30 protein-coding genes are annotated in these 26,114 nt (G+C 64.7%); 20 read left to right on the top strand and 10 right to left on the bottom strand.

Going from position 1 to position 26,114, the window contains the following annotated elements:
* The 16 genes from EZH22_RS00945 (at position 1) to EZH22_RS00870 (ending at position 14,705) form a co-directional block, all read left to right on the top strand.
* Entirely contained in the window at positions 1-792 is a 792-nt protein-coding gene (locus EZH22_RS00945; protein WP_203193961.1) for an ABC transporter ATP-binding protein, read from the top strand.
* Complete coding sequence (locus EZH22_RS00940) at positions 779-1,492, top strand: ABC transporter ATP-binding protein (protein ID WP_203193960.1); 714 nt, start codon at positions 779-781, stop codon at positions 1,490-1,492. Before EZH22_RS00945 ends, EZH22_RS00940 begins: the two co-directional genes overlap by 14 nt.
* A 75-nt stretch (positions 1,493-1,567) precedes the next feature.
* Positions 1,568-2,431, top strand: coding sequence for a branched-chain amino acid ABC transporter permease (locus tag EZH22_RS00935; RefSeq protein WP_203193959.1), 864 nt, complete (start codon positions 1,568-1,570; stop codon positions 2,429-2,431).
* A complete protein-coding gene (locus EZH22_RS00930) occupies positions 2,431-3,438 on the top strand; it encodes a branched-chain amino acid ABC transporter permease (RefSeq protein ID WP_203193958.1) in 1,008 nt (335 codons plus the stop codon). The genes EZH22_RS00935 and EZH22_RS00930 overlap by 1 nt, the downstream gene beginning before the upstream one ends.
* A gap of 46 nt (positions 3,439-3,484) precedes the next feature.
* Entirely contained in the window at positions 3,485-3,985 is a 501-nt protein-coding gene (locus EZH22_RS00925) for an ester cyclase (protein WP_231711249.1), read from the top strand.
* Between the two features lie 39 nt (positions 3,986-4,024).
* Complete coding sequence (gene nthA / locus EZH22_RS00920; protein ID WP_203193957.1) at positions 4,025-4,657, top strand: nitrile hydratase subunit alpha; 633 nt, start codon at positions 4,025-4,027, stop codon at positions 4,655-4,657.
* Complete coding sequence (nthB, locus tag EZH22_RS00915; RefSeq protein ID WP_203193956.1) at positions 4,654-5,316, top strand: nitrile hydratase subunit beta; 663 nt, start codon at positions 4,654-4,656, stop codon at positions 5,314-5,316. Before nthA ends, nthB begins: the two co-directional genes overlap by 4 nt.
* Positions 5,300-5,653, top strand: a complete 354-nt coding sequence (locus EZH22_RS00910) for a nitrile hydratase accessory protein (protein WP_203193955.1) — start codon at positions 5,300-5,302, stop codon at positions 5,651-5,653. The genes nthB and EZH22_RS00910 overlap by 17 nt, the downstream gene beginning before the upstream one ends.
* 843 nt (positions 5,654-6,496) lie before the next feature.
* Positions 6,497-7,150, top strand: coding sequence for a GntR family transcriptional regulator (locus EZH22_RS00905; RefSeq protein ID WP_231711248.1), 654 nt, complete (start codon positions 6,497-6,499; stop codon positions 7,148-7,150).
* Positions 7,151-7,396: 246 nt separating this feature from the next.
* Positions 7,397-8,158, top strand: coding sequence for an SDR family oxidoreductase (locus EZH22_RS00900; protein WP_203193954.1), 762 nt, complete (start codon positions 7,397-7,399; stop codon positions 8,156-8,158).
* Between the two features lie 34 nt (positions 8,159-8,192).
* Positions 8,193-9,509, top strand: coding sequence for a (Fe-S)-binding protein (locus EZH22_RS00895; protein ID WP_203193953.1), 1,317 nt, complete (start codon positions 8,193-8,195; stop codon positions 9,507-9,509).
* An 84-nt stretch (positions 9,510-9,593) separates the two neighbouring features.
* Positions 9,594-9,845, top strand: coding sequence for a 2Fe-2S iron-sulfur cluster-binding protein (locus tag EZH22_RS00890; protein ID WP_231711247.1), 252 nt, complete (start codon positions 9,594-9,596; stop codon positions 9,843-9,845).
* 145 nt (positions 9,846-9,990) lie between these two features.
* On the top strand, positions 9,991-11,199 hold the full coding sequence (locus tag EZH22_RS00885; protein WP_203193951.1) for an NAD(P)/FAD-dependent oxidoreductase: 1,209 nt from the start codon (positions 9,991-9,993) through the stop codon (positions 11,197-11,199).
* A gap of 23 nt (positions 11,200-11,222) precedes the next feature.
* On the top strand, positions 11,223-12,098 hold the full coding sequence (locus EZH22_RS00880; RefSeq protein ID WP_203193950.1) for a dihydrodipicolinate synthase family protein: 876 nt from the start codon (positions 11,223-11,225) through the stop codon (positions 12,096-12,098).
* A gap of 361 nt (positions 12,099-12,459) precedes the next feature.
* Positions 12,460-13,707 (top strand): MFS transporter, encoded by a 1,248-nt coding sequence (locus tag EZH22_RS00875; protein WP_203193949.1) that lies wholly within the window; start codon positions 12,460-12,462, stop codon positions 13,705-13,707.
* An 83-nt stretch (positions 13,708-13,790) separates the two neighbouring features.
* Positions 13,791-14,705: a phytanoyl-CoA dioxygenase family protein gene (locus tag EZH22_RS00870; RefSeq protein ID WP_203193948.1), complete on the top strand. Its 915-nt coding sequence runs from the start codon at positions 13,791-13,793 to the stop codon at positions 14,703-14,705.
* Positions 14,706-14,945: 240 nt separating this feature from the next.
* Here the strand turns inward: EZH22_RS00870 and EZH22_RS31535 are convergent, their stop codons facing one another.
* From EZH22_RS31535 to EZH22_RS00830, 9 genes are all read right to left on the bottom strand, one after another.
* Complete coding sequence (locus EZH22_RS31535) at positions 14,946-15,251, bottom strand: 2Fe-2S iron-sulfur cluster-binding protein (protein ID WP_231711246.1); 306 nt, start codon at positions 15,249-15,251, stop codon at positions 14,946-14,948.
* A gap of 155 nt (positions 15,252-15,406) precedes the next feature.
* Positions 15,407-15,886 (bottom strand): ferredoxin reductase, encoded by a 480-nt coding sequence (locus tag EZH22_RS31530; RefSeq protein WP_231711245.1) that lies wholly within the window; start codon positions 15,884-15,886, stop codon positions 15,407-15,409.
* Positions 15,886-16,413, bottom strand: a complete 528-nt coding sequence (locus EZH22_RS00860) for an MOSC domain-containing protein (RefSeq protein WP_408647656.1) — start codon at positions 16,411-16,413, stop codon at positions 15,886-15,888. Before EZH22_RS00860 ends, EZH22_RS31530 begins: the two co-directional genes overlap by 1 nt.
* A 57-nt stretch (positions 16,414-16,470) precedes the next feature.
* On the bottom strand, positions 16,471-17,784 hold the full coding sequence (locus tag EZH22_RS00855; protein WP_203193947.1) for an MFS transporter: 1,314 nt from the start codon (positions 17,782-17,784) through the stop codon (positions 16,471-16,473).
* Positions 17,785-17,891: 107 nt separating this feature from the next.
* Entirely contained in the window at positions 17,892-18,245 is a 354-nt protein-coding gene (locus EZH22_RS00850; protein ID WP_203193946.1) for a RidA family protein, read from the bottom strand.
* Positions 18,242-18,895: a 2-hydroxychromene-2-carboxylate isomerase gene (locus EZH22_RS00845; RefSeq protein WP_203193945.1), complete on the bottom strand. Its 654-nt coding sequence runs from the start codon at positions 18,893-18,895 to the stop codon at positions 18,242-18,244. The genes EZH22_RS00850 and EZH22_RS00845 overlap by 4 nt, the downstream gene beginning before the upstream one ends.
* A 20-nt stretch (positions 18,896-18,915) precedes the next feature.
* A complete protein-coding gene (locus EZH22_RS00840; protein WP_203193944.1) occupies positions 18,916-19,785 on the bottom strand; it encodes an ABC transporter permease in 870 nt (289 codons plus the stop codon).
* Complete coding sequence (locus tag EZH22_RS00835; RefSeq protein ID WP_203193943.1) at positions 19,782-20,597, bottom strand: ABC transporter ATP-binding protein; 816 nt, start codon at positions 20,595-20,597, stop codon at positions 19,782-19,784. The genes EZH22_RS00840 and EZH22_RS00835 overlap by 4 nt, the downstream gene beginning before the upstream one ends.
* Complete coding sequence (locus EZH22_RS00830) at positions 20,597-21,637, bottom strand: ABC transporter substrate-binding protein (RefSeq protein WP_203193942.1); 1,041 nt, start codon at positions 21,635-21,637, stop codon at positions 20,597-20,599. Before EZH22_RS00830 ends, EZH22_RS00835 begins: the two co-directional genes overlap by 1 nt.
* A gap of 384 nt (positions 21,638-22,021) precedes the next feature.
* On the opposite strand from EZH22_RS00830, the gene EZH22_RS00825 reads away from it, so the two are divergent.
* Positions 22,022-22,618: a helix-turn-helix domain-containing protein gene (locus EZH22_RS00825; protein WP_203193941.1), complete on the top strand. Its 597-nt coding sequence runs from the start codon at positions 22,022-22,024 to the stop codon at positions 22,616-22,618.
* Positions 22,619-22,879: 261 nt separating this feature from the next.
* On the opposite strand, the gene EZH22_RS00820 is transcribed toward EZH22_RS00825, so the two are convergent.
* Entirely contained in the window at positions 22,880-23,581 is a 702-nt protein-coding gene (locus EZH22_RS00820; protein WP_203193940.1) for a GntR family transcriptional regulator, read from the bottom strand.
* A gap of 185 nt (positions 23,582-23,766) precedes the next feature.
* Here EZH22_RS00820 and EZH22_RS00815 point away from each other — a divergent pair, with 185 nt between their 5' ends.
* From EZH22_RS00815 to EZH22_RS00805, 3 genes are all read left to right on the top strand, one after another.
* Complete coding sequence (locus EZH22_RS00815; RefSeq protein WP_203193939.1) at positions 23,767-24,144, top strand: carboxymuconolactone decarboxylase family protein; 378 nt, start codon at positions 23,767-23,769, stop codon at positions 24,142-24,144.
* 143 nt (positions 24,145-24,287) lie between these two features.
* A complete protein-coding gene (locus tag EZH22_RS00810; protein ID WP_203193938.1) occupies positions 24,288-25,274 on the top strand; it encodes an ABC transporter substrate-binding protein in 987 nt (328 codons plus the stop codon).
* The gene (locus tag EZH22_RS00805; RefSeq protein ID WP_203193937.1) at positions 25,264-26,109 is read left to right on the top strand and encodes an ABC transporter ATP-binding protein; all 846 of its coding nucleotides are present in this window, start codon (positions 25,264-25,266) and stop codon (positions 26,107-26,109) included. The genes EZH22_RS00810 and EZH22_RS00805 overlap by 11 nt, the downstream gene beginning before the upstream one ends.
* The last annotated feature ends 5 nt before the right edge of the window (positions 26,110-26,114 follow it).

The following is a 26,114-nucleotide window of genomic DNA, read 5'->3' as shown; positions in this document are numbered from 1 at the left end:
ATGGCGATGCAGGATGACGATCCATATGTGGCGCGCGCCTCGGCGCCTCAGGCGTTGCTGGAGATCAGCGGCCTTACCAAAGCGTTCGGTCCCCACAGCGTGTTGAAGGGGGTCGATCTGAAGATCGCGCCGAACGCCGTGCATGCGGTGATCGGCCCGAACGGCGCCGGCAAAACGACCCTGGTCAACGTGATCACCGGTGTGCATCCCCCCTCCGGGGGGACTATCGCCTTCGCCGGAGAGGATGTGACAGATCTTGCCGTCCACCATCGCGCACGGCGAGGCCTGGCGCGCACGTTCCAGATCACCAACCTGTTCGGTGATCTGAATGCGCAAGAGAATGTGGAGGTGGCGCTGGCTGGCACGCGCCGGTATCGCCTCGCGCGGCTCGATGCCGATGTGCGGGCACGGGCGGGCGCCACCACGGCGCGGGACCTGCTCGCCCTGGTGGGCCTCGCGACAGCGGCGCAGGTGAAGGCGGAGGTGCTCTCCCATGGCGACCAGCGGCTTTTAGAGGTGGCCGTGGCGCTGGCCTGCCAACCCAGGCTGCTGCTGCTCGACGAACCCAGTGCCGGCATGAGTCCCGCCGAGACCAAGGCCTTCATCGACCTCGTCAATGAGCGTCTGCGCGGCAAGGTCACAATTGTCCTCATCGAGCACGACATGGCGGTGGTGATGGGCACCGCGGACCGCATCTGCGTGCTCGCAGGTGGCGCCGTGCTCGCCGATGGCACGCCGAACGAGATCATGCAGAACCCGTTCGTGAGGGAGGCCTATCTTGGTCGCGCTTGAGCTCAAGCATCTTCATGCCTTCTACGGCAAGGCCCACATCCTCCAGGGCGTAGACCTCGCGCTGGAGCCCGGCGCCGTGGTGGGAGTGATCGGCCGCAACGGAGCCGGCAAGACGACCCTGCTGCGCGCCGTCATGGGCCTTGCACCGCGGGTCGAGGGCGAACTGGAATTGTTCGGCGCGTCGCTCCGCTCCCTGCCCACCGATGCCCGCGCGCGCGCGGGCCTGGCCCTCATGTCCCAGGACATGAGGGTGTTTCCCGAGCTCACGGTGGAGGAGAACTGCCGCACCGCCGCCTTGACTGTGCGAGACCCCATGCCCCTCGGGGAGGTGCTGGGAATGATCCCGGAACTGAAGGAGCATTGGCGGCGGCCGGCCGGACGCCTCAGCGGCGGGCAGCAGCAACTGGTCGCCATCGCCCGCAATCTCACCGTTCGCTGCAAGGTGCTGATGCTCGACGAGCCCACGGAGGGGCTGATGCCCTCCATCGTCACGCGCATCGGCGAGATCGTGCGCGCGCTCGCCGCGCGTTCGGTGGCGGTCCTTCTGGTGGAACAGAACGTGGAGCTCACCCTCGCCGTCTGCACGCGCCTGCACATCCTGGAGAAGGGGCGGTTCGTGGCGCAGGGCACGCCGAAGCAGATCGTCTCCAACGGTTTGCTGGAGCGCTATCTCGGCGTCAGCGGCGCCGGCGCGCACTGAGCCGAGGGCGTTCCGACATGCTTGCCTTTCCCTTCCGGAACATCCGCGTCTTCACGCCAAAGGACCAGCCCTCAGATGGCTTTTGACCAGATCCTATTCGAGCTCGTGAACGGGGTGGTGTGGGGCTTGATCCTGAGCGTCATCGCGCTCGGCCTCTGCCTCATCTACGGCCTCATGGGCATCATCAACCTCGCCCACGGCTCCCTCTACATGGTGGGCGCCATGTGCGCGGCCTATCTGATCAATCGCGCCGGGCTCGACTTCTGGCTGGTGCTGCCACTCGCCGCCCTGTGCGTCGGGCTGCTCACGCTCGCGCTGAACACCGCCATATTCGAGCGTGTGCTCAGCCGCGACCCGGCCATCGGCCTCCTCGCGACAGCGGGCGTGTTTCTCACCCTGGACAACATGGTGCTCGCCATCGCCGGCGGCGACCCGCAGAGCGTATTGCCGCCGGTCTTCGAAGTGGTTGAGTTCGCCGGCGTGTATTATCCGGTCTACCGCCTCGTGGCGGCGGGATTGGCTCTCCTGGTGCTCGTCGCCGTCGCGCTGTTCCTGCGCTTCACCAAATATGGGCTCTGGATGCGCGCGGTCCCTCAGGCGCGCGACCTTGCCGCAGTCACCGGCGTCCCCATCCGCCGGGTGAACGCCGTCACGGCCGCCATCGCCGGACTGACCGTCGGCCTCGCCGGCGCGCTGGCGACCCCCATCAGCGGCGCGCATTTCCAAATGGGCCTGTCGGTTATCGCCGCCTGCTTCATCGTGGTCGTCATCGGCGGCATGGGCAATCTGGTGGGCGCAGTGGTGGTCGCCGTCGCCTTCGGGCTGATCCGGGGCCTCTACAGCACGCTCCTCAGCCCGACCTGGTCGGAGGTGGCGGCGCTCTCGACGCTGCTGTGCGTCGTCTACTTCAAGCCGAACGGCATTTTTGGGAGGCGGTGATGATGCGTCGCAATTGGACTTCCGCCCTCATCGATGCGCTGCAGACGGCCTCGCTCGTCCTGCTGTTGATCGCGCCGCTGCTGGCGAGCGACTACTGGAGGTTCTTCTTCTTCCAGATGGTGGTGATGGTCTATCTCGCGATCGGGTTCGACCTCAGCTACAGCTACGCGCGCATCTTGAGCTTCATGCATGCGCTGTTCTTTGCAATCGGCGCCTATCTGGCGGTTCCGCTGGTCTCCGCGGCGGCCTGGTCTCTGCCGGCAGTCCTGGTCGGATCGCTGGTGGCCGCGGGGCTCGCGGGGCTGCTGGTGGCCGCTGTCCTGGTACGGATGGAGAACCACAATCCCACCATCGCCACCGTCATCATCTCCTCCATCGCGCTGCTCGCCGCCAATGCCATGTCGGGTGTGACGGGGGGCGAGGACGGGCTCCTCATCGACGCCCGCACTATCGGCTTCATGGGATTTCAGGTCGGCATCGGCCCCACGGTGGCGCTCTACTACCTCGCGGTGCTTCCCCTGGTCGCCATCATGCTCGGGCGGCTCGCCTTGCAGCGGGCCGAAACATGGATGCTGGTGCGGGCCGTTGCGCAGAACGAGGACCGCGCCCGCCAGCTCGGCTTCGATGCGCGGCTGTGGCGCCTCCTGATGTTCGCCGCGAGCGCGGCCATCGCGGGCATGGGCGGGGCCTTTTACGCGCTGATGATGCGCCACGTCAGCACCTCCAGCCTGGAGATCGGCCTGTCCATCAATGCCATCCTCTACGCCGTCATCGGCGGGCTGGGCACCGTGTTCGGGCCGCTCATCGGCGTGTTGCTGATCTATCCGATCACGGAGGTTATCTCCCTCTACTTCGTCTACGTGCCGATCCTGGTCGGCGTCGTGCTCATCATCGTCTCGCTCTTCTTCGCCCGCGGTGTCATCGGCACCCTGCGCGGCCTTGGGGCGGGAGCCGCGCCGACGCCCGCGTTCGGCGCAGACGAAGCCGCCGCGGCTCAGGGCGGTTGAGCTGACGCACCGGTCCCGTCCCACCTTTCATGAACACGAGGCAGAAATGAACTCAAAAGCGGCACCGCTCATGGACGGCGAGGCACCGATGTGCTTCGGCGCCACCTCCCTCAGCCCGCAGAAGGAGATCGTGCGCATGTTCTACAAAGACATGTGGGACCATGCGGACGTCGGCCTGATCCCTCAGATCTTCCACCCCGATTTCACCTTCCGCGGCTCGCTCGGGCCGACGCTTGTGGGCCACGCCCAGTTCGCCGATTATGTGCGCTGGGTGACGGATTCTTTGGAGGGCTATACTTCGGATATCCTGATCATGATCGAGCAGGATAACCAGGTTGCGGCGAAGGTGCGCTTCCACGGCATCCATCGCAAGCCGCTGTTCGGGCACGCGCCCAGTGGCCGGCATGTGTGGTGGAACGGTGCACCGATCTTCACCTTCGAAGGTGGTCTGGTGCGCGACCTGTGGGTGCTCGGCGACATCTACGGCCTCATCAACCGGATCGAGGATAGCGCCCTGAGCAAGCCGGAATTCGCGACCGTCGCGTGATGGGCGGACACGCCACCTGCATGAGCCAGGAGACGAGAGATGTCGGGAGATCATGAGCACGGACATGATCATGACGAGGGCAGTTCGCTCTCGGAGATGGAGCTGAGGGTCCGGGCTCTGGAGACGGTGCTGGTCGAGAAGGGCTATGTCGATCCGGCGGCCCTCGACCTCATCATCGAAAGCTACGAGACGCGGATCGGCCCGCGGAACGGCGCCCGGGTGGTCGCCAAGGCCTGGCTCGAACCCGACTACATGGATTTCCTGCGCCGCGATGCCTCCGCGGCCATCGCCACCCTCGGCTATGGCGGCCGCCAGGGTGAGACGATGGTGGCGCTGGAGAACACCGACAGCGTGCACAACGTGGTCGTGTGCACGCTGTGCTCCTGCTATCCATGGCCCGTGCTCGGCCTGCCGCCCGCCTGGTACAAGAGCGCGGCTTACCGTTCACGGGTGGTGAGCGATCCGCGCGCGGTGCTGGCGGATTTCGGCGTGACGCTGCCAGTGGACAAAAAGATCCGGGTCTGGGATTCCACCGCCGAAGTGCGTTACCTCGTGATTCCCCAGCGCCCCGCCGGCACGGAGGCCTGGGACCTCGCCGCCCTCGCCGCCCTCGTCACCCGCGATTCCATGATCGGCACCGGCCTCGTCACCGTGCCTGGAGGCGCCGCATGAACGGGGCCCACGACCTTGGTGGCATGGAGGGGTTCGGGCCGGTGGTTCCCGAGCCCGTCCACATCCCGTTCCACTCGACCTGGGAGCGGCGCGTGCTGGCAAACACGCTCGCCTGCATGGCGATGGGCGTGTGGAACATCGACGCCATGCGCGCGAGCCGGGAGAAGCTGCCTCCGGCGGAGTATCTGACCTCTTCCTATTTCGAGATCTGGTTCAAGGGGCTTGTCTCCCGCCTGGTCGCCGAGGGGTTGGTGAGCCGCGCCGAGGTGGAAAGCGGCATCTCGCAAGGTCCGGGCCGGCCGGTGCCCAGCGTGCTGACGGCAGAGCGGGTGCTCCCGGCGCTGGCGGCTGGAGCGCAATACACCCGCGAGCCGGATCGGCCGGCGAGGTTTGCCGCGGGTGCCCCGGTCCGGACGCGCCAGATGAACCCCTCTCACCACACCCGCCTTCCCCGATACGCGCGCGGCAAGGCCGGCGTGATCGAAGCGGTGCGTGGCTTCTTCGTATTCGCCGATGCCAACGCCCAAGGCCTCGGCCCTCAGCCCCAGTGGCTCTATACTGTCCGCTTCGACGGACGCGAGCTGTGGGGCTCAGAGTCCGACCCCACCTTGTCAGTGACCATCGAAGCGTGGGAAAGCTACCTTGAGCCACCAATCTGACGCCTCTTCGCACCCCGAGCCACCGCCGGGGGGAGCTGTCTTTCAGGAGCCGTGGCAAGCGCGGGTATTCGCGCTTGCCGTCTGCCTCAACCGCGCCGGCCTGTTCTCCTGGATGGAGTGGACCGAGGCGCTGGTGGCGCGGACCAAGGCTTCGCCCAGCGGCGAGGCCAGCTACGAGCTGTGGCTCGACACTCTGGAAGAACTGCTGATTTCCAGGGCCGCCACCGACCGTGCGGTTCTCGACGCGCTACGCGAGGCCTGGCGCGCGGCGGGTAAGGCGACGCCCCATGGTCAGCCCATTGAGCTTGCACCCGGCATTCTGGAACAAGGCTCGTGACCGCAGCCTGGATACGATGAGGGCGCAGCTTTTGCCGTCCCCGGGCGGGTCGAACGACTGATGGTTGCTCTCGGTCTCCAGGCAAGCGGGGGCGTGTGTGGATGCCCCCGCCTTTGCAAGGAGATTTTCTGACGGGGCCTGGGCAGCTTGGCGCTTCTATGGGTCGTGTGTCAGGCCTGTGGTCGTGGCCTGTGCCACGGGGCCGACATGCAGTGCGAAGAGCAGGCGGCCGCATCGGCTCAGAGAGCTTTGCGCGCGAGCCCCCGGACTGACTTTCCCCCCATCCTGGACATTGAAGCCCTTGCCGCATGGGCGCCAGGCGATCTCCTTGCCGGGGGGGGGAGGACGCCGGGGCGCCTGGCGTCCCTTCCGATGGATGCGGCCGTTCACGCCATCCTGCAATTCTGCCCCCCTGTCATGATTGCCCAGACGATCCGAGCTTCTGTTTCGCCAAGGGCGACGGCGGCGATCACTCACGCTTGCCCATCAGCCACGAATTGTCCTTCTTTTTTGACATGCTAAATTGACATGTCAATTCGGCAAGGATAGCGTTTGGCAAGAAGAAGGGAACGGACGTGATCCGACGGCATCAGACATTCGTTGACGGACGGGCCACGTTGCTCGGGTCGAGCATCGCCGGGTACTGCAACCGTGCCGTAGCCTGGCGCCTGAGGGCGCCAACGCCGGGTCGGGTGGCGCTGCTCGACAGGGGCGTCGGAAGATTTTCGTTGACAGCAACATGTCCGGGTATCCGCATCGCGGATGCTCGGCTAGCTTTCTGCCCGCAGGATGGCGCCGTTTCCGCGGCGATCGCGCAAGCGGCTGACAACGAACCGGTCGATCATGGACGACATGCCGAATACCGCCGCCAAGGAGCTCTCCGCCGTCGACCTCGCCTACAACGGCATCATCGATCTGGTCCTGCGTCGCGAGCTGCGGCCGGGAGAGAGAACCTCGGTGTATCTTCTGGTCGATCGGCTGCAGATCGGCAGGACGCCGGTCCGGGAAGCGATCAACCGCCTGCAGAGCGAAGGCTTCCTGTCGGTCGCCGGGCGCAGCGGAACCGTTGTCAATCCCATCGACCAGGCCCAGGCACGCCAGCTCTTTGCTTTGCGTCTAACCTTGGAATCCTTCGCCGCCGATTACGCGGTGCAGAATGTGACGGACGCGGATCTTCAGAAGCTAAAACGCGCCGTCGACAAGCTCGGCGAAGCCGGATCGAGCGCAGATTTCGTGCGCGCGAACACGGAGTTTCATTCCTCGATCGTCGCTCTCGCCGCCAACCCGATGCTGATCCGGTTTTACGCGCAGCTGCAGATCCAATTGCACGTGGTCATTTACCTGGCGGAGCGCGGCGCAGATCCTGCCGCGGCGACGGCCCGCCACCAGGAGCACCTGGATATCTTCGCCGCGCTCGCGAAGCGCGATGCAGAAGCCCTCAAGGCGGCTCTTCAAAGACATATCCGCACCACAGAGCGAGCTGTTCTCGGCAAGTAGTCCGGTCGCAGCCGCCGAAACGGCGGACGGCCGACCGCGCCGCTCATTCTTGCTCCAAGCTTTTGTCCCACCGCTCGCCGGGATCCCTGATCCCGCGTGAGCACCGGCATGCGCGGCGCGCGGCGACAACGCCGCCACGGTCGGCGAGCGAGGTCCACTTCAGCTTTCCCCCTCCGTCGCGATACCGTTCCGGCCTGGCTGTGAGCAGGCGACGACAGACCCTTTCCCGGTGACCTGGAGATTGCAATGCGTTTGAGGAACAAGACGGCCATCATCACCGGCAGCGGTTCAGGGATCGGCCGCGCGGCAGCGCTCGGCTTCGCGAAAGAAGGCGCGTCCGTCTGCGTTGCAGATCGCAATGACGTCGAGGCTTCGCGAACGGTGGGCGAGATCAGGGCGGCTGGTGGTGATGCCTTCGCCGTCACGGCCGACGTCTCGAAATTCGAAGACGTCGCAAGAATGGTCGACGTGGCTCAAGCAACCTGGGGCAGAATTGATATTCTGGTCAACAATGCGGGTTACGGGATCGGCGGAACCGTTGTCGATACGACGGAGGCCGACTGGAATGCGCTGATGGCGACGAATGTCAACGGTGTGTTCTTCGGCTGCAAGGCCGTCATTCCGATCATGGCAGCACAAGGGGGCGGGTCGATCATCAACACGGCCTCGGCGGTGTCGGTGGTCGGCATCTACGATCGGGCCGCCTACGTCGCGTCTAAAGGTGCGGTGGCAGCTCTGACCCGGGCGATGGCCCTCGATCATGCCGACCAGAAGATTCGCGTTAATTGCGTTGGTGCCGGTACGGTTGAATCCCCCTATTACGACCGGCTGTTCGCCGCCAGTCCGGAGCCGGACAAGCTGCGCGCCCATCTCGAGCAGCGGCAATTGTTCAATCGACTGGGACGGCCGGAAGAAATCGCCGCGGCGATGCTTTTCCTTGCCAGCGACGAGTCGTCTTTCTGCACCGGCTCGACGCTGTTCGCCGACGGCGGCTGGACCGCGCGATAGGCGTCTGTCGTCAGTCGGAAAAGGAAGAACTGATATGGACTTCGTTGAAGCCCTGGGTCAGCGCATGGGCGAGATCGCGGACGCGTGCACAGCGTGTGGCAAGTGCTTCACCGCCTGTCCAATGACCGAGGCGGTCGGCATCCATGCCGCCGACCCGACCGGCGTGCTGCAGGGGATGATAGACCTGCTGCGTGGCGGCGACGGAACCGAGGAGGCCGTGCGCTGGGGCGCCGCGTGCTCGAGCAGTGGTCTGTGTGTCGACGCTTGCGACTACGGGGTCGATCCGCGCCTGCTCGTCAGGCTCGCGAACTATGCCCATGGTCAAAGGCGCGATCGCCAGACCGTTAAATTGAATGCGATGAAGTCGTTCCGTGCCATGGCCAAGACCGTCCGGGTTGTGTCGCGCCTTCAGCTACCGAAACGGGAAATCGAACGTCTCCAGCCGGCCGGCCCCTCGCAGAAACCACAGGTCAGGCCCGATGTGGCCCTCTATACGGGATGCAACATCCACAAGACGCCACATATCCTTATCCTGTGCCTCGATGTGCTCGAGCGGATCGGAGCGTCCTACCAGATCATTGGCGGCACCTCCGCGTGCTGCGGGATCAACCAGTTTCGCGCCGGCGATGGCGAGACCTCCGGACGGGCCGGTTTGAGCACGCTGTCGCAAATCCAGGAGGTCGGCGCGGAGACGAAAGTCTCCTGGTGCCCAAGCTGCCAGTCGCAGTTCGATGAGATCATCATCCCCAGTTACGAGAAGATCACGCAGGACCGCTCTTTCAGCCTCCAGCCGTTTTACGAATATCTCGAAGAGCGGCTCGAACTGTTGCGTCCGCATTTCACCCGCGTCGTCAACAAGACGGTCGCGCTGAACGAGCGCCCGGGTCTTCCCGGTGTGACGCGGGCCGTCAAAAACATTCTCTCCGCCATCCCCGGGGTCAAGTTGGTCGAACTCGACGTGCCCCGCGTCGGCTTGATGTCGAACTATCTCACGGTGACGCCGCGGTTCAAGGAGGAGCTTCGCGAAAAGGAGTTTCGGGCAGCCGCGGAGGCTGGCGTCACCACGCTGGCGACAGTCTTTCACGCCTGCCACCGCGAGCTTTGTCATTTCGAAAAGGACGTCTCTTTCGAGATCATCAACGTCATGGAGATCATCGGCGAGAGCATGGGGCTTCACGCCGATGATATCTACAAGCGCATCAAGATGATGGATGGCATCGACCGCATGATCGACGAATGCAGCGACATGATCGCCGAGCATGGGCTCGATCCCGACGAAGCCCGAGACATCCTTCTCGCCGATCAGATCGCCGCCAAACCGGTTCAGGGCGCCGTGATGGAACGCGTCTGAGAAAGGAAGCAAATGCCGAGTGTCGTTTTCGTTTCACCAAGTGGAGCCCGTCAGGAACTCGTCTTCGATCGTCCGACCTCGGCCATGCAGGTGGCCCGCAGCCATGGCGTCGCGGGCATCGAAGCCGAGTGCGGCGGAGCGCTCTCCTGTGGAACCTGCCATGTCTATGTCGACGAGGCGGACACGGGGCGGCTCGCCGTCGCTTCGGAGCAGGAAAGCGACATGCTGGATCTCGTCGCGGCCGAACGCAAGGCGACGAGCAGGCTGTGCTGCCAGATCGAATTGTCCGATCAACTCGACGGTTTGGTTCTGCATGTTCCCGAGACGCAATTCTAATGGATCAATCGAATTGGATGCTGCTCATCCATTTCTAAAAGTTGATCCACCGGATCGAAGACTTGGAGTTCGACCCGTGGGCGCCGGTCGGGTTTCATTTGTCATGGTCGAGCAACAAGCGCGAGCGCGAACAGGGGAGGGGTGAATGGACAGGATCGTCATCCTCGGGGCCGGCCACGCCGGATGCCAACTGGCCTTTGCCCTGCGCGCCGGCGGCCATCAGGGCGCGCTCACGCTGGTGAACGGGGAAGACGCGCTTCCCTATCACCGGCCACCGCTTTCGAAAGCGTTCCTGACGTCGGGCTGGGCGGAAGAATTCCTGCTACGAGGCGAAAGCGCATTCGCCGAAAGCCGCATCCAGCTCATCCGTGACACGGCGCAGGAGATCGACCGCGATCGTCGCGAGGTCAGGATGGCCACCGGAAAGCCGCTGCCTTACGACCACCTGATACTTGCGACCGGAGCGGTCAACCGGCGCCTTCAGGTCCCGAGCGGTGATCAGGGGGTGTTTTATCTCAAGACTGTCAGCGATGCGGAAGCAATACGGCGCGCCCTGCCGGAGGCCCGGCAGGTTGTCATCATCGGTGCGGGCTTTATCGGTCTCGAGTTCGCCGCGTTTGCGGCCGGCGCCGGCAAAGCCGTGGATGTCATTGACCTTGCTGACAGGGCGATGGCACGGACCGCGTCGCACGAGATCTCGACCTACTTTGAGAGGCGCCATCTCCAGGCGGGCGTTCAGTTTCGGTTTGCCGCCACGATTTCGGACATCCTCCGGAAAGAGGGGACGGTGTGCGGCCTGCGGCTTGCGAGCGGGGAGGTGGTTGAAGCCGATCTCATCGTCGCCGGTATCGGGGTTGTGGCCAATACCGAGCTTGCCGATGCCGGGGGTCTGGCCACCGACGATGGAATCGTCGTCGACAGGTATTTGACGACATCCGACCCCTGCATCTCGGCGATTGGTGACTGCACGCGTTTCCCGACCTCCTATGCGTCGCATCCGGTTCGCCTGGAAAGTGTTCAAAATGCCAATGACCAGGCACGCAGCGTCGCCCGGAAGCTTACCGGCAAGGCCCTTCCCTATTCGGCGCTGCCATGGTTCTGGAGCGACCAGGGTCTGGACAAGCTTCAAATCGCCGGCCTCACCGGGGGGAGCGACCGTCACGTTGTGCGCGGATCGCCCGAGGAGAACACGTTCTCGGTCTTCAGCTTCCGCGACGACCGCCTGATCGCCGTCGAATCAGTTAATCAGTCCGCCGATCACATGGTCGCGCGCCGGTTGATCGCCGCGCAGACACTGTTGGATCCGGCATGCGCGGCGGATGTCACCTTCCAACTTAAAACGTTAGTCCAGTGACACTGGCTGGGGTGGATTGATCAATGTTTCACTTCCAAGGCGTCTTTCCCTATATCGTGTCACCCCTTGACGGCGATGGAACTGTTCGCCGCGCGGTTCTGGGACGACTGAGCGACGATCTCATTGGCAAAGGCGTGCATGGTCTCGCCGCCCTCGGGTCGACCGGTGAATTTGCCTATCTCAATCGCTTGCAGAAGATCGATGTCGTGCGAACGGTGGTGGAGGCCGCGGCCAAACGGGTCCCGGTGATTGCCGGCGTATCGTCGACTTCCACCGACGAAGCGGTCGATATGGCAAGGACATACGAAAAGCTTGGCGTGGATGGCATCATTGCTGTCATCGACTCTTACTTTCCCCTGACCGAACCGCAGATCGAGGGCTATTTCCGTGCGATTGCCGATGCGGTCGAGGTTCCCATCGTCATCTATACCAACCCGAGCTTTCAGCGAACCGATCTCAGTCTCGACCTGATCGAGCGTCTGGCCGGGCACGACCGTATTCGGTACATCAAGGATGCCTCGTCGAATACCGGGCGATTGCTTTCCATCCTGGAGCGCTGTCGTGGCAAGATCGACGTCTTTGCCGCCTCCTCGCACATTCCTGCCGCCGTTTTGCTGATTGGGGGGCGTGGTTGGATGGCGGGGCCGGCCTGCCTGATTCCGGAGCAATGCGTCCGGTTGTATGATCTCTGCATGGCAAAGGATTGGGAGCGGGCACTCGCCCTCCAAGCCAAGCTCTGGCGGGTCAACGAGGTCTTCAATCGCTTCAATCTGGCCGCTTGCATCAAGGCGGGCCTGATCATCCAAAGGTATGATGTCGGAGAACCAGTTCTGCCGCAATCTCCCATGGGTTCGGCGGAGCGGGACGAGCTCGAAAGTCTTCTGGCGTCGCTCACCTAAAGCAATTCAGGTGGACTCCTGTTCGCCGGAGGCGCCTTAACTCGTTATTTCGACGCCTGTCAGCTGCGCGAACCGGAATTCACTTCGCTCGACAGCGCCCTGACAGGCAGAAAGGCGGCCAAAAATCGCCCCTGTCGGGCAATTTTTGACATGTCAAATTGACATGTAAATTTATCGTGTCAGAATTTTCCTAAATCTGCTCGAAGAAGCGGACCAACAAAACGGGGGCATCGACTCGATTCATCGGGCGGTGCCCCGAGACGATCAACGATATGACATTCAGAAGGGGAAGTTTATGTCAAACGCTTCACATGTAGTGGACCTTGAGCGGGATATGGCGCCTGCTTCTTCGAGAACCCTGGTGGCCTGCTCCACCATGATCGGGACAACCATCGAATGGTATGATTTCTTTATCTTCGGAACTGCCAGCGCCCTGATTTTCAGCAAGGTTTATTTTCCCTCTTTCGATCCGGCGGTGGGAACGTTGTTGGCCTTGACGACATTCGCCGTCGGGCTCTTTGCGCGACCTTTCGGCGCCATTCTCTTCGGTCACTTCGGGGACCGCATCGGCCGCAAGAAAATGCTCGTCGCTGGCCTGCTTCTGATGGGAATTCCCACCGGGGTGATTGGTGTACTCCCCACCTATGATCAGATTGGCATTCTGGCGCCGATCGCGCTTCTTCTCATCCGGGTTTGCCAAGGTGTCGCGCTTGGCGGGGAATGGGGCGGCGCCGTCCTGATGGCGGTCGAACATGCGCCCTCGCGGCGAGGAGGATTGTTTGGAAGCCTGCCGCAGATGGGGTGTCCAGCCGCTCTGATCCTGTCAAGCGTCGCCTTCTCCCTGGTCGGGCTGCTGCCTGCAGATCAATTCGAGGCATGGGGGTGGCGGTTGCCGTTCATTGCGAGCTTCGTCCTCGTTTTTGTCGGTTTTTTCATCCGCAGGAAGGTCAATGAATCGCCGAGCTTCAAGAAGCTGAGCGCGACTGGTGGCGTTGTCCAGATCCCAATCGCTCGCGTCTTTTCCAAGCATCTTGGGGCCGTGGTTCTGGGAACGGCCGCGAAGCTCGGCGAAATCACGCTTTTCTGGCTGTTTGCGATATTTGTCCTTTCCTACGCAACCGGAAAGCTCCAGCTGCCCCGCAGCGAGGTCTTGAACGCCACGACCGTCGGTGCCGTCATCATGTTCCTCCTGATGCCGGTCTGCGGGATCCTGAGCGACAAATTCGGCAAGCGGATGGTGTTCAACGCCGGAACGCTTCTTCTGATGATCAGCGCGGTTCCACTGTTCCTGCTTATCGAAACCGGAAGGGTTGAGCTGGTCTGGCTGGCAATCGTCTTTGCCCTCGGCATCCTCTACCCGATCATGTACGCGCCGGAGGCCTCCCTTTTCGCCAATTTGTTCCCGGTCGAGGTGCGTTACACCGGCCTGTCGATGTGCGCCAATATCGGAGGCGCAATCGGCGGCGGTATCGCTCCGATCGTCGCGACCGCCCTGCTCGGCCAATTCGGCTCGGCCGTCCCGGTTGGCCTCTATCTGGCGGCCGTTTCCCTCATTTCGTTCCTCAGCGTGCTGGCGATGAAGCCGCGCCACAATGCCTCGGCTGAATGATCCGCAGCCTGGCTGGTAGATTTGCACGACAGCCCATGGGCGCACCGTCCATGGGCCATTCCTGGAGTCTGGGATAGCAAGCAATGCTGATACCTGAACCCCCTTCCCGCGTGTTGTCCGAAACCGAGATCGATCGGTTCTGGAGCGATGGAGTCATCATCGTCCGCGACTTTTATTCCGAGAAATGGATCTCGACAGTCCGGGAGGCCCTCAACGAAATCTGCGGGCTTCGGGATGATGGTGCGGAAGCAGCGAAAGACCCGCGCTTTCGCGCGGACGCCTATACGTGGCATACGAACGACAGGCTGCGGGACTTTTCCCTGTTCGCCCCGACGGCCCACGCCGTCAAACAGGTCTTGCGCTCGGAGCGGATCAATCTGTTCTGCGACCAGATCTTCGTCAAGCAAGCCCACAATGGCGAACGCACACCGTGGCATCACGACTTTACCTTCTTCCCGTTGAGTGGCGACCAGATTGCCTCGGTGTGGACGTCCGTCGACCCTGTGACGACAGCCGAATCCGCTCTCGAGTTCGTCGTGGGCTCTCATCGTTGGTCTCAGCGATATCGGCCCCTCGGGGTTGGCGGCATCGTCAAGTCGGTCGCGCCGCTCGGCCCAACGCCCGATTTCGACGGTGCGCGCGAAGACTACCAGATCGCCAGTTGGGACATGCGGCCGGGCGACGCGGTCATCTTTCACGCATTAACGCTCCATGGCGCCCGCGGACGGCCGGCGGGAAATCAGAACCGGCGCGCGATTGCGACGCGCTGGTGCGGCGACGATGCGCGCTTCACGCCCACCGGCCAGGAGTTGCAGGTCCCCTGGCCGCACGGGCTGAAGGCCGGCGATCCAATCGGTGGCCCGGTGTTTCCGCAGGTTCTTCCCGAAATTCGCGCCGAAGACATCGACGCCCGGATGAAGGGACCGATACCGCCGGACTTGGCGGTCGTGAGCCAGAACGCCGAACTCGCAGCGCGCTTCGAGCGGGTTCCCTTGTAACGTCAGCGCCCGTCCATCGATGTGGCGATCTGCCTGCGCGACCGAAGCATGGTGTTTCGCACGGCGTCTTGGCCGAACCGCGCGGCCCGCTTCCCGCGCCTGCTGACCGCATCATCACCGGATCCCCATCGTGATCGGCGAGGCCGACGTCCCGGTGCCAGTCGGGTGGGGCAGGGGGCGCGCCGCCTCCTGCCCCCGGTTGAGGATGAGGGTGGCCCGTGCGGAAGGCAGCCGGTCGCGCTACAGGTCTACAACCAGGCGCGGGCCGGCGGACAACGCAACGCAAGCCAGGAGGCTTTTCCGGCGTTCATCCGGGCTGAGGCTCCGATCCCGGTGCAGGGGCTCGCCCTCGATCCAGCCCACCTTGCACAGGCCGCAAATGCCGCCGCAGCATGAGTGGGGGATGGCGATGCCGTGGGCCGTCAGCTTGTCCAGCATGCTCGCGCCCGCCTCGACCTCGATTTCCTCCCCGCTGCGCGCGAGCACGAGCCGGTAAGATCGTGCGTCCGGCGGCGGGGTCATGGGAGGGGCGACGAAGCGCTCCACATGGACCCTGTGCGCCGGCCAATGCGCGGTCGCAGCCTCGAAGCCGGTGACGAGCGCCTGCGGGCCGCAGCAGGAGGCGGAGGCCTGCCCCGCATGGGGCGCAAGGAATGCATCGAGCGAGGGGCGGGGAGCCGCGCGCGTGTCGTGGATGCGGGCTACCCCGCGGCAACGAGGGGGGAAATCAGATTCGCAAGCGGCGGTGCGCCGCGGGCGATGACGTGGAGCATGAAGTCGCTGCGGCCGGCCCGGAGCAGGGCGGATGCCGCCGACAGGAACGGGGTGACGCCGATGCCTCCAGCGATGAAGACCTGGGGCTCCGGCCCCAGCCGTAGACCCCCGCGCGGAAGCCCGACGCCGATCTCGTCGCCGGCCTCGATGGCGTCGCACAGCAGGCGGGAGCCGCCGCGCCCAGCCGCCTCGCGTTTCACCGCAATCATGTAGCGGTCGTTCTCAGCCGGGGCGTTGACGAGCGAATAGGTCCGCACCAGCCCTCCAGGCAGGTACAGATCCACATGGGCGCCGGGGCGGAACGGCGGCAGTTCCCAGCCGTCAGGATCCTGCAGGACGAAGGCCACCACGTCCCGGCCCGCCGGGATGCGGGTTGTCACCACCGTGCGGATGTTGCGGGGGGTCATCACAGGTTCTGCACCAGGTCACCCACGCGCACCTCGCCGCCGCTGAGGATGCGGCAATTGAGGCCGGAGCGGTTGATGAGCGGGTCGAAAATGGCCTTGCCCGTGATCTCCTCGATATGACGGCAGGGCACCGAGAGGCGCGTGGCCTCCAGAAGCGTCTCGCCCAGGCGGAAACGCCGCCCGACGAGATGGTTCAGGGGCACGCCCTCCACGGTCACGTTGCGGCGATGGTCCTCGGGGCGCAGGTCGATGCCGGCATCGCGCCTCAGCGCTTCCAGCGTCTCGATCTCGAACAGGGTGATCTGCCGGCCCTCCTCGGGGCGGTCGGAATAGAAGCCCTCCTCGCGGCCGAGCATGTAGCGGTCGCCCTCGATGCCTCTGCCGGCCACCAGGGTGATCGCCGGCATGGCGCGCATGGGCAGAAAGGCGCGTGGGGTGATGTGGAGGAAGCGCACGACGCCGACGAAGCTGAGGGAGACGGGTGGGGACCCCTCGGCCGGGCTCGCGATGAGGCTTTGCACGTCCATGAACTTTTTCCTCAGGGCTGGGGAGAAGGGGCGGCTTCGTGGCCGCCCCGGATTTGGTCAGGTGAGTTCCTTGCCGGCGGTCTCGGGCGCGGCCCAGGTGGCGATCGCGGTGACGAGCGCGCAGAAGATGAGAAAGAGCGACACCGGCCAGGTGGCGCCGCCGCTCCAGGCCATCAGGGAGGCCGCGACCACCGGCGTGAGGCCGCCGGAGATGGCCGCGCCGATCTGGAAGCCGAGCGAAGCGCCGCTGTAGCGCAGGCGGGCGGTGAACAGCTCCGAGTAGAAGGGCGCGCCCACGCCGAACATGACCATCTGGCCGAACGATATGGCGACGACGACGGTGAGGGAGACGATCACCGGGTCCCGCGTCTCCAGCAGCGCGAACATGGGGAAGGCGAAGCCGGCGCAGAACAGGCAGCTCAGGAAGAACAGGGTGCGCCGGCCGAAGCGGTCGGAGAGCCAGCCGAAGGCCGGGATGGAGAACAGCGCCACGAACGAGGAGAGCATCACCCCGTTGAGGATGGTGGAGCGTGTCATGCCCAGATGCTGGGTGGCGTAGGACAGGATGAAGACCGCGGCGATGGACGCGTAGGAGATTTCCGCGATCTTGAGGCCCACGGCGGTGAAGAAGGTCTTCTTATGGTCGCGGAACACCTCGGCCACCGGCATGGCGGCGACGTCGTGCCTGGCCTTCACCTGGCGGAATGCGGGCGTTTCGTGCAGCTTCAGGCGGATGAAAAGGCCGACGCCGATGAGCACGATGGACAACAGGAACGGGATGCGCCACGCCCAGCCGAGGAAATCCTGTTCCGGCAACTGGGAGGCGATGGCGAACACGCCGAGGGCGGCGAGGTTGCCGATGGGGTTGCCCACCTGCACCATGGAGCCGAAGAAGCCGCGCTTTTCCTTCGGGGCATTCTCCACCACCATCAGCACCGCGCCGCCCCATTCGCCGCCGATGCCGATGCCCTGCACGAACCGCAGCAGCACCAGCAGGATGGGCGCGGCGACGCCGATCTGCTCGTAGGTGGGCAGCAGCCCGATGCAGAAGGTGCCAAGCCCCATGATGATGATGGTGGTGGACAGCATGGCCTTGCGACCGAGCTTGTCGCCGAAATGGCCGAAGATGACGGCGCCGAGCGGGCGGGCGAGATAGCCGACCGCATAGGTGCCGAAGGCGGCGATCGTGCCGATTGCAGGGTCTTGCGTGGGGAAGAACAGCTTGTTGAAGACGAGCGCGGTAGCCACCGCGTAGATGAGGAAGTCATACCATTCCACGGCCGTGCCGATCACCGACGACCAGACGATCCGGCGCATCTCCGACGCCTGTAGTTTCGGGGTGGAAAGGCCCATGTGTTCCGTGACGGTCATGTGAGTATCCCCATGGAGGTTTGGAAGGCCCAGGCGCGCACTGCTCCGTTCCACCCGGCTTCTTCACGGCCGGGCGGTTGCTGTTCCTCTCATTGGCCGATGTCTCGTCAGCCGTCGGGCAAAGCCGAGATGCAGCCGATTTCCACCTTGATGCCCGGGTGGGCGAGCCGGCTCTCGACGCAGGCGCGCGCCGGCGCCTCGCCGGGCGGAACCCAGGCGTCCCACACCGTGTTGAAGGCGGCGAAGTCGCCGATGGCCGGCAGCCACACGGTCGCGGTCAGAATGCGGGCCTTGTCGGTCCCCGCCTCGGCGAGGATGGCGTCGATCTTGGCGAGCACCTGCCGCGCCTGGTCCTCGACGCCGGTGGACAGGTCGTCCGGCACGTGCCCCGAGACGTAGACGAGGCCACCGTGGACGGTGGCGGCGGAAAGGCGGGGGCCGCCCCCGATGCGGCGGATCACGACGCCGCCTTCAGGTCGGCGAGCGCGGCAGGCTTACCGAGGGCGCGGGAGATGGTCGCGTCCAGCATCTCCAGCCGGTCCTGGCCCCAGAAGCCCTCGCCGCGGAAGACATAGAACGGTGCGCCGAACATGCCGTTGGCGATGCCTTCGTCGGTGTTGCGGTAATATTGCCCGGCGGCCTCCTTCCCTTTGGAGCGGGCGAGGATGGCTGCGCCGTCGAGACCGAGGCCGTTAGCGATGGCGACGAGGGTCGCCGCGTCCTCGATGTCCTTCTCCTCCACCCACAGGGCGGTCATGATGGCGTGCACGAGGTCGTGGGCCCGAAGGCCCATGTGCATGGCGGCGATGGCGAAGCGCGAAGGGATCTCCACCGACTGAGTCATGTGTTTTGGTTCGAGATTGATGGGCATGCCGAGGATGTCGCGGAAGCGGCGCATCTCCAGGAAGCGGTAGTCGCGCCGCTCCTTGGAGCGCAGCGGCAGCTTGATGCCGCCGGTGCGGGCATAGACCGCGCCGATGTCCACCGGGTAGTAGTTGATCGGCAGGCCGTAGCGCTCGCCCATGGCTTTCAGGCGCGGATTGCCGAAGTAAGCCCAGTCGGAATTGATCCAGAAATAATAGTCGATGGCGTCCGGCGTGGTTTCGCTCATTTTGCGGCTCCGATCAGCATTCAGCGTTCGTTGAACTGGGGCGACCAGCGCAGCAGGCGTCGCTCCAGGCGTTCGGCGAGGGAGACGAGGCCGACGCCGCACAGGCCGAGCACGGTGATGGCGGCGAACATCTCGCTGGCGTTCAGGGTGGAGAGGGAGGAGACGATCAGGTAGCCCATGCCCGTGGTGGTGCCGACGAATTCGGCGATCACCACCCCGACCAGGGAGAAGGAGATGGCATTGGGCAGCGCGGCGAAGGTCCAGGCCAGCGCGCTCGGCACGCGCACGCTCCACAGGATCTGCCGCGGCGATCCGCCCAGCGTCTGGCAGAATTGCAGGATGTGCTTCTCCACCGACAACGAGCCTTTGAAGGTGTTGAAAAAGATCAGGAAGAACACCACGAACCAGACCGTGACCACCTTCGCCAGCAGGCCGAGGCCGAACATCATGGTGATGAGCGGCACCATGGCGATGCGCGGCAGCGAGTTGCAGCAGACGATGAAGGGGTTCAGCGTCCGGGCGAGGATGGGGTTCTGGCTGAGCACCAGGCCGGCGGCGAAGCCTGTCACCCCGGCGACCGCCAGGCCGAGGAGCGTCGCCCCAAGGGTCGAGGCGAGGTGGGGCATGAGGAAGCCGGCCTGGGCGCCGAAGGTCCATGCCCACAATTGCTCGGCGATGAGCGAGGGGCGGCTGATGAAGAACGGGTCGAGGAAGGTGTTCTTGATCAGGTAAGGCACGCGCGTGAGCCCTTCCCACAAGCCGAGGAACAGGGCGAGCAGGACAAGCTGGTAGATCCGGACGCGAGCATCGTCGCTCAAGCCGGCGTGGCGGGCGGGCGGGGCCGCCGGGGGCGCCAGCGGCGTGTGAAGGCTTTCCATTGTGCTGCTCATGCGGCGGCTCCGGTGACGGACCGCGTGCCGTCGGGCGTGCGCTGGTATTCGCGTCCCAGCACCGCCCAGATGGCTTTGAGGTGCTGGCCGAAGGCATCGGTCTCGCGCACGGCGTAAGGATCGCGCGGGTGGGGGATGTCGATAGGGTGGTCGAGAAGCACCCGGCTCGGCGGGCCCGAGAGGACAATGACGCGGTCGGCCAGCGCTACCGCTTCGTCGAGGTCGTGCGTGACCATGACGATGGTCTGGCCGAGCTGCCGCCAGATCTCGTGCAGCTCGCGGTGGAGGTTGATCTTGGTGTGTGAATCGAGCGCACCGAAGGGTTCGTCGAGCAGCAGCACCTGGGGATCGCAGGCGAGCGTCATCAGGAGCGCGGTGCGCTGCCGCATGCCGCCGGATATCTGATAGGGGAAGTAGCCCGCATACGGCTCGAGGTTGGCGAGCTTGAGCAGGCCCTGCACCTTCTCGGCGATGCGGTCGGGCTGAAGGTGGGCAAAACGCAGGCCCAGGCCGACGTTCTGCTCCACGGTCAGCCAGGGCAGCACCGTGTCCTTCTGGAACAGGTATCCCAAGCCCTGGGGCACGGCACCCGGCTGCACCGGCACGCCGTTCACGGTGATCGCACCGGCGGTCGCCGGCTGGAAGCCGGCGATCATGTTGAGCAGGGTGCTCTTGCCGCACCCGGAGGGGCCGACCACGCAGACGAATTCGCCTTGCGCAATTTCGAGGGAGACGCTGCCGATGGCGGTGTGGCGCGTGGCCTTGGAGCTGTAGGTCTTGCCGACGCCGTCGAGGCGGATCATGACGCGCATCACGCCTTGCCCCGCGCCTTGAGGACGAAGGAATTGTCGACGAGGTCGGCAAATTTGGCCCGCGCCGCGAGGTCGGCCGTGGGATACATGCGCCCCTCGCCCATGACCGCCATGAGGTCGGCATAGGCTTTCGGCGTGTAGGTATTGTCGAAATTCCAGGTGGCCTTGAACTTCTTTGCTGCGCTCACGAGCGCGGGGAGCGGGGTCGTGGGCAGGAAGTCCGTCTTCACCAGCTCGGCGATCTCCTCGGGGGAGGCGGCTTTCACCCAGTCCGTGCCCTTTACCAGGCCGTCGACCAGCTTCTGCACCTCGGCCCGCTTCTCCTCGAGGGTGTCCTTGAGCACGTAGACTCCGACGCCCGGAAGGTCGCCCTTAAAGGCGGAGTTCCAGTCGGCGTCGTCATAGGCACGGAAGATCGGCATGCCCCAGCCCTCGGCCTCGGCGGCATCGAGCATGGAGAAGGAGGCGATGCAGCCGTCCACCGAGCCCGCCTTCACCGCGCCAAGCATGGTGGTGAAGTCGCCCAGGGGGCGGAAATCCACCTTGCCCTTCAGTCCGGCCGCCTCGGTGATGGCGACGCCCAGTAGCCATGTGAGCGACTGGGGCTGGGTGACGCCGATCTTGCGCCCGGCGAGATCCTTCACGCTGCGCACGCCGGCGTCGTAGGCGGCCTTGCTGACCACGATATTCGCCAGCGCCGGCCGGCGCTCGAACGAGCACACCAGGACGGAGGGCTTGCCGGCCATGGTCAGCGCGACGGAATCGCTCGATCCGGTCGCGGCGGCGAAGATCTGCCCGGCGGAAAGCATCTGCTTGGTGCGCGGACCGCTCTGGGAGTTGAGGTGTTCCACGTCGAGGCCGGCCTCGACGAAATAGCCCTTCTTCAAGGCGGCGTAGATGAAGGCGTAGGAGACGTCGAGGCTCGCCACGCCGAACGTGACGTGCGGGGCGGCAAGGACGTTGCGCGGCAGCAGGCAGATGCCCGCGCCCATCGCCGCAGCTCCCAGCAGACCGCGGCGGGTGATGTTCAAATTGGCCATGCAGATTCCCCTCGTTCCTGTTTGGCGCCGTAGTTGCGAGCTACTCGCAAAGCCAAGCAAGTTTACTGATGGAAATCAATAGCCGTATTTTTGCGCGATCCCGCCTGCTGCTCATTTCCTGGGCGATGGGTCAAAAAATTTAGATGAAATGACGGTTTTTGACGCTTTTCGCCCAATCCTTCAGCGTTTCGGGCACGAAATTTCCGCACAGACGGTTGTTTACCAGTGGATGTATTCTGATCAAGAAGCTGTATCTAGGTGGGATTAACGTGGCCGTCCTTCCCTGCTCGCGCGCCGTGATCTCGGGTGATTGCGTTGCTCAGCTGGAACGAGTTTAAGGACGGACGCGCAGCCGCGGTTGCGCAGAGGTGAGCGGAGAATTGAGTGCTCGACGTCGCAAAGCCAGATCGTCTTGGCCAGAACCTGCGCAAGCTCCGCGTCGAGCGCAGCCTGACGCTGGATCGCCTCGCCGCCATGAGCGAGCTGACGCGTGGCTACCTCTCGCTTGTGGAACGCGGCTTGAAAACGCCGTCCATCGCGGCGCTCCTGCGCGTGGCGGCGGCGCTCGACGTGCATGTGGCTGAGCTCTTCGATCTCAATGCGACGCCCAGCCCACGTTACACGCTGCAGCGGGCGGCGGACGCCACCGGCGCAGGCGGTGCGGGCAGTTTCGTGTCCCTTGCGCCCGGTCGCGCGCGCAAGGTGATGGAGCCGTTCCTGTTCCGGCCGCCCATGGCCAGCGGGGGCAAGGCGAGCCCGAAATGGTCCCATGGCGGCGAGGAGATGCTGTTCGTCGTCTCCGGCACCATCGCGGTGAAGCTCGGGACGCAAGAGTTCATCATGGAAAAGGGCGATTGCCTCTATTTCGCGGGCGAAGAGCGCCATGAACTGGTCAGTCTCGGCGGCCAGCAGGCGGAGGTGCTGGTGGTGGTCGCCGTGGCCGCCGCCGGGAGCGACGGCGCCTCGACACATTCGGACTAGCTCAAGCCCGTGCCCGACTTGGTCGGGCCATGAGCATGGCAGCAAGATCTGACAGGCGGCGTGGGGAGGCCGGCTTGGGGAAGAGCGGTTTGGGTTTCGAGTCGACGAACCCAGGGCCTTGATCAAACGGACGGCGCAATTCGAACGGCGAGGCTGACGGATTTCTGCGTCACCACCCGTACGAACGCTGCCCGGCGGGCGCGCAAGGAGGGCAGGGGCCCCTCGCACCCGGCGGCGTCGCCGACGGGCCTCGCGGATTGGTCAGTCGCAGAGCGCCTGGGTGAAGACAGGGGATTTCGAGGCGATCTCAAACACCCGCTCGATATGGCGGTCGAGCAGGGCGCAGGCCCGCTCGGCATCGCGGTCGAGGGTCGCGTCGAGGATTTCCTGGTGGTCCGTCGCCACCTGCGGCGGCAGGCGCGCGCTGCGAAAATAAAGCCTGCGATAGCGATCCGCCTGATCGTAGAGGACGCTCTGGAACTTGGAGAGCCAGCGCGATCCGGCGCCTTCGATGAGGGCCCGATGGAAGGCCCGGTGGCGCTCCTCCCAGCGGGCGAGAGCCTCGTCGTCGGACGTCGCGAGCGTTTCATCGAGACGCTTCAGCTTGTGGTAGGCGCCCACGACCCGCGCCTCGTAGTCATCGTCCATCCGCTCGATGGCGCGGCGCAGCGCCGTGCATTCCACCAGCTTGCGCTGATCGGTGACGTCCCGCAGCTCGCTCAGGCTCAGGGGGGGAATGCTGAAGCCCTTGTTCTCCTCGCTTTCCACGAAGCCGTCGGCGGCAAGGCGCGACAGGGCCTCTCGCAATGGGGTCGGGCCGATGCCGTAGCGCGTCTTGAGCGCATCGATCCGCAGCTTGCTGCCCGCCGCCAGGGCGCCGACAAGAATGTCATGATGAAGCAGGCTGTACGCCTGCTGGGACAGCGTGGACGTGTCGGGACTGCTGGTTTCGGGTCTCGCCATCATGGGGTCCTGAAATGCGGCAAATTTGCCTAAGCATGCACCATGCACGATAAAAATCAATAAATAATATAAAGCTAAAAATCATCGATAAAATATCTTTACATCGATCTTGCGTGATTCTAGCTTGCCTCGTGCCTGGAGCGCACCGACGCCCCCAACAACCGGCCCGAGGCAAGAGCCCTGTCATGTCTGGAAACGCCCCCGCCTACGAAGACATCTATGTGGACCTGATCGGATTCGTCCCGCCCCGCATTCAGCACCGGCTGCGGGTCGAGCGAGAGTGCGATCCCGAGCTCCTGGATCTGGTGGAGGCCCTGCGCACGCGCGCCATGTACCCCGAATCCATGGAGACCAAGGTTTCCCAGCTGATCCTGTTCGGCATCCTGCTGTCGCACGTCGCTCCCGCAGCCGAATACCATGCCCGCGGCGCCATCCGGGCTGGCGCGACCAAGCGCGAGCTCCACGACGTGGCCGCGCTCGCCTTCCTGTTCCGCGGCTTGCCCGCCTTCAACCTCGCGGGCGAGCTGATCAACAAGATCTACGACGCACCCGCCGCCGAATAGGCGCGCTGCGCGCCGGCCACCGGACCGGCGGAGCGGCATTCGGGGGACTGGAAGCCGCGCCCGCCCGGCCGGGCGCTGGTGAGCCCCGGCGTGTGCCCATGCCAGCCAAAACGAGGCGAAAGCCCGCCCAAGGAGGAACGCCAATGAGAGTCTGGAGCCGTCTGGCTGCCTTGTTCGCCGCATGTGTCTTGCTCGCCGCTCCCGCGACCGCCCAGACGGTGAAGGTCGGCCTGCTGATGATCGGCAACCCGCTGGTGGTGGGTGTCGAAAAGGGCTTCTTCAAGGAATACGGGGTGGATGTGGAGCCGGTCTACTTCCGCTCGGGGGCGGAGCAGATCCCGGCCCTTTCCACCGGCACCGTCGACGTCATCCTGAGCTCGGCCACCGCGTCCCTGTTCAATGCGATCGCCTCGGGCGTCGATATGAAGATCGTCGCCGACTACATCTCCCTGGTGCCGGGCACCGCGCCGCACGGGCTGCTGGTGCGCGAGGAGCTGATGGCCAGCGGCAAGGTGAAGACCGTGGCGGACCTCAAAGGCCGATCCATCGGAGTCACCGCGGTGGGCGTCTACACGCATCAGGCGGCGGTGCGCATCCTGAAGTCCGCGGGCCTCACCGAGAAGGACGTCCGGCTGGTCAACATGCCGTATCCGGACATGGTGGCCGCGCTCGCCAATGGCGCCATCGACGCCGCCAACATGACCGAGCCCTTCGTCACCCAGGCCCGGGAAATGGGAGTCGCCCGCCTGCTCCTCAACCACACGGAAGCCTTCCCGAACCTCCAGCTCGGCGTGACCATCTACGGGCCGCGCCTGGCGACCAGGGACCGCGATCTCGGGGAGCGCTTCATGCGCGGCCTGGTGAAGTCCATGCAGTACATGCGGGGCGTCCTCACCGATCCGGCGCGCACAGTGGAGGTCGCCGCGATCATGCAGAAGAGCCTGCCGGTGAAGGATCCGAAGATGTACGAGCGCATGAGCTGGCAGCTGACGACCGACGGCCAGAAGGTGAACCTTCCCAGCCTCCAGGAACAGCTCGATTTCTACGCCGCACAAAAACTGATCCCCAAGATGCCGAACCTTGCGGCGGTCACCGACACCAGCTTCCTGGAGCGCGCCCATGCCCGCTGAGGCCTCCCGGACGATCCCCCTCGATGCCACCGCTCGGATGACCTCGCCCACAGCCGCCCCCAAGGTTTCCATCCGCGACGTGTGCCGGACATTCTCCGTCAATCGGCAGGTCTTCCACGCGCTGGCCGACATCAACCTGGAGATCCGCGCCGGCGAGTTCCTCTGCCTCGTGGGCCCGAGCGGGTGCGGCAAGTCGACCTTGCTGCGCATGCTGGGAGGGCTCGACCAGCCCTCTTCCGGAACCGTGAGCGTGCGCGTGGAGGATTCCCGGCGCCCCACCAGCGCCATCGTGTTCCAGCAGGAATCGGTCTTTCCCTGGCTCACGGTTGAACGCAACGCCACCTATGCCGTGCGCATGCTGGGCCTGTGGAACGGCGCCGAGAGCCAGCGGCGCGTGGACTATTTCCTTGAGCGCTGCGGGCTGTCGAAATTCCGCGACTTCTACCCGCACCAGCTTTCGGGCGGCATGAAGCAGCGGCTCTCCATCGTGCGCGCCTTCTCCGCCCATCCCGAGCTGCTGCTCATGGACGAGCCGTTCGCCGCCCTGGACGAGCAGAACAAGCTGCTGCTCCAGCAGGAGGTCGAGCGCCTGTGGGAGGACAACAAGATCTCGGTCCTGTTCATCACCCACAGCCTCGACGAGGCCATCCTGCTGGGCGACCGGGTCGCGGTGATGTCGGCGGCCCCCGGCCGCATCAAGGAAACGATCGATATTCCATTCGAGCGTCCGCGCAATCTCCTCACTCTCAAGAGCACTCCCGAGTTCGGCCAGCTCTACGGCCGGCTGTGGGACCTCCTGGGTGAGGAAGTCATGGCCGCGCGCAAAGACCGGTAGGGCAC

This window comes from Xanthobacter dioxanivorans, from assembly GCF_016807805.1.
Classification (GTDB): Bacteria; Pseudomonadota; Alphaproteobacteria; order Rhizobiales; family Xanthobacteraceae; genus Xanthobacter; species Xanthobacter dioxanivorans.
This window is presented reverse-complemented; position numbering and strand designations above follow the sequence as displayed.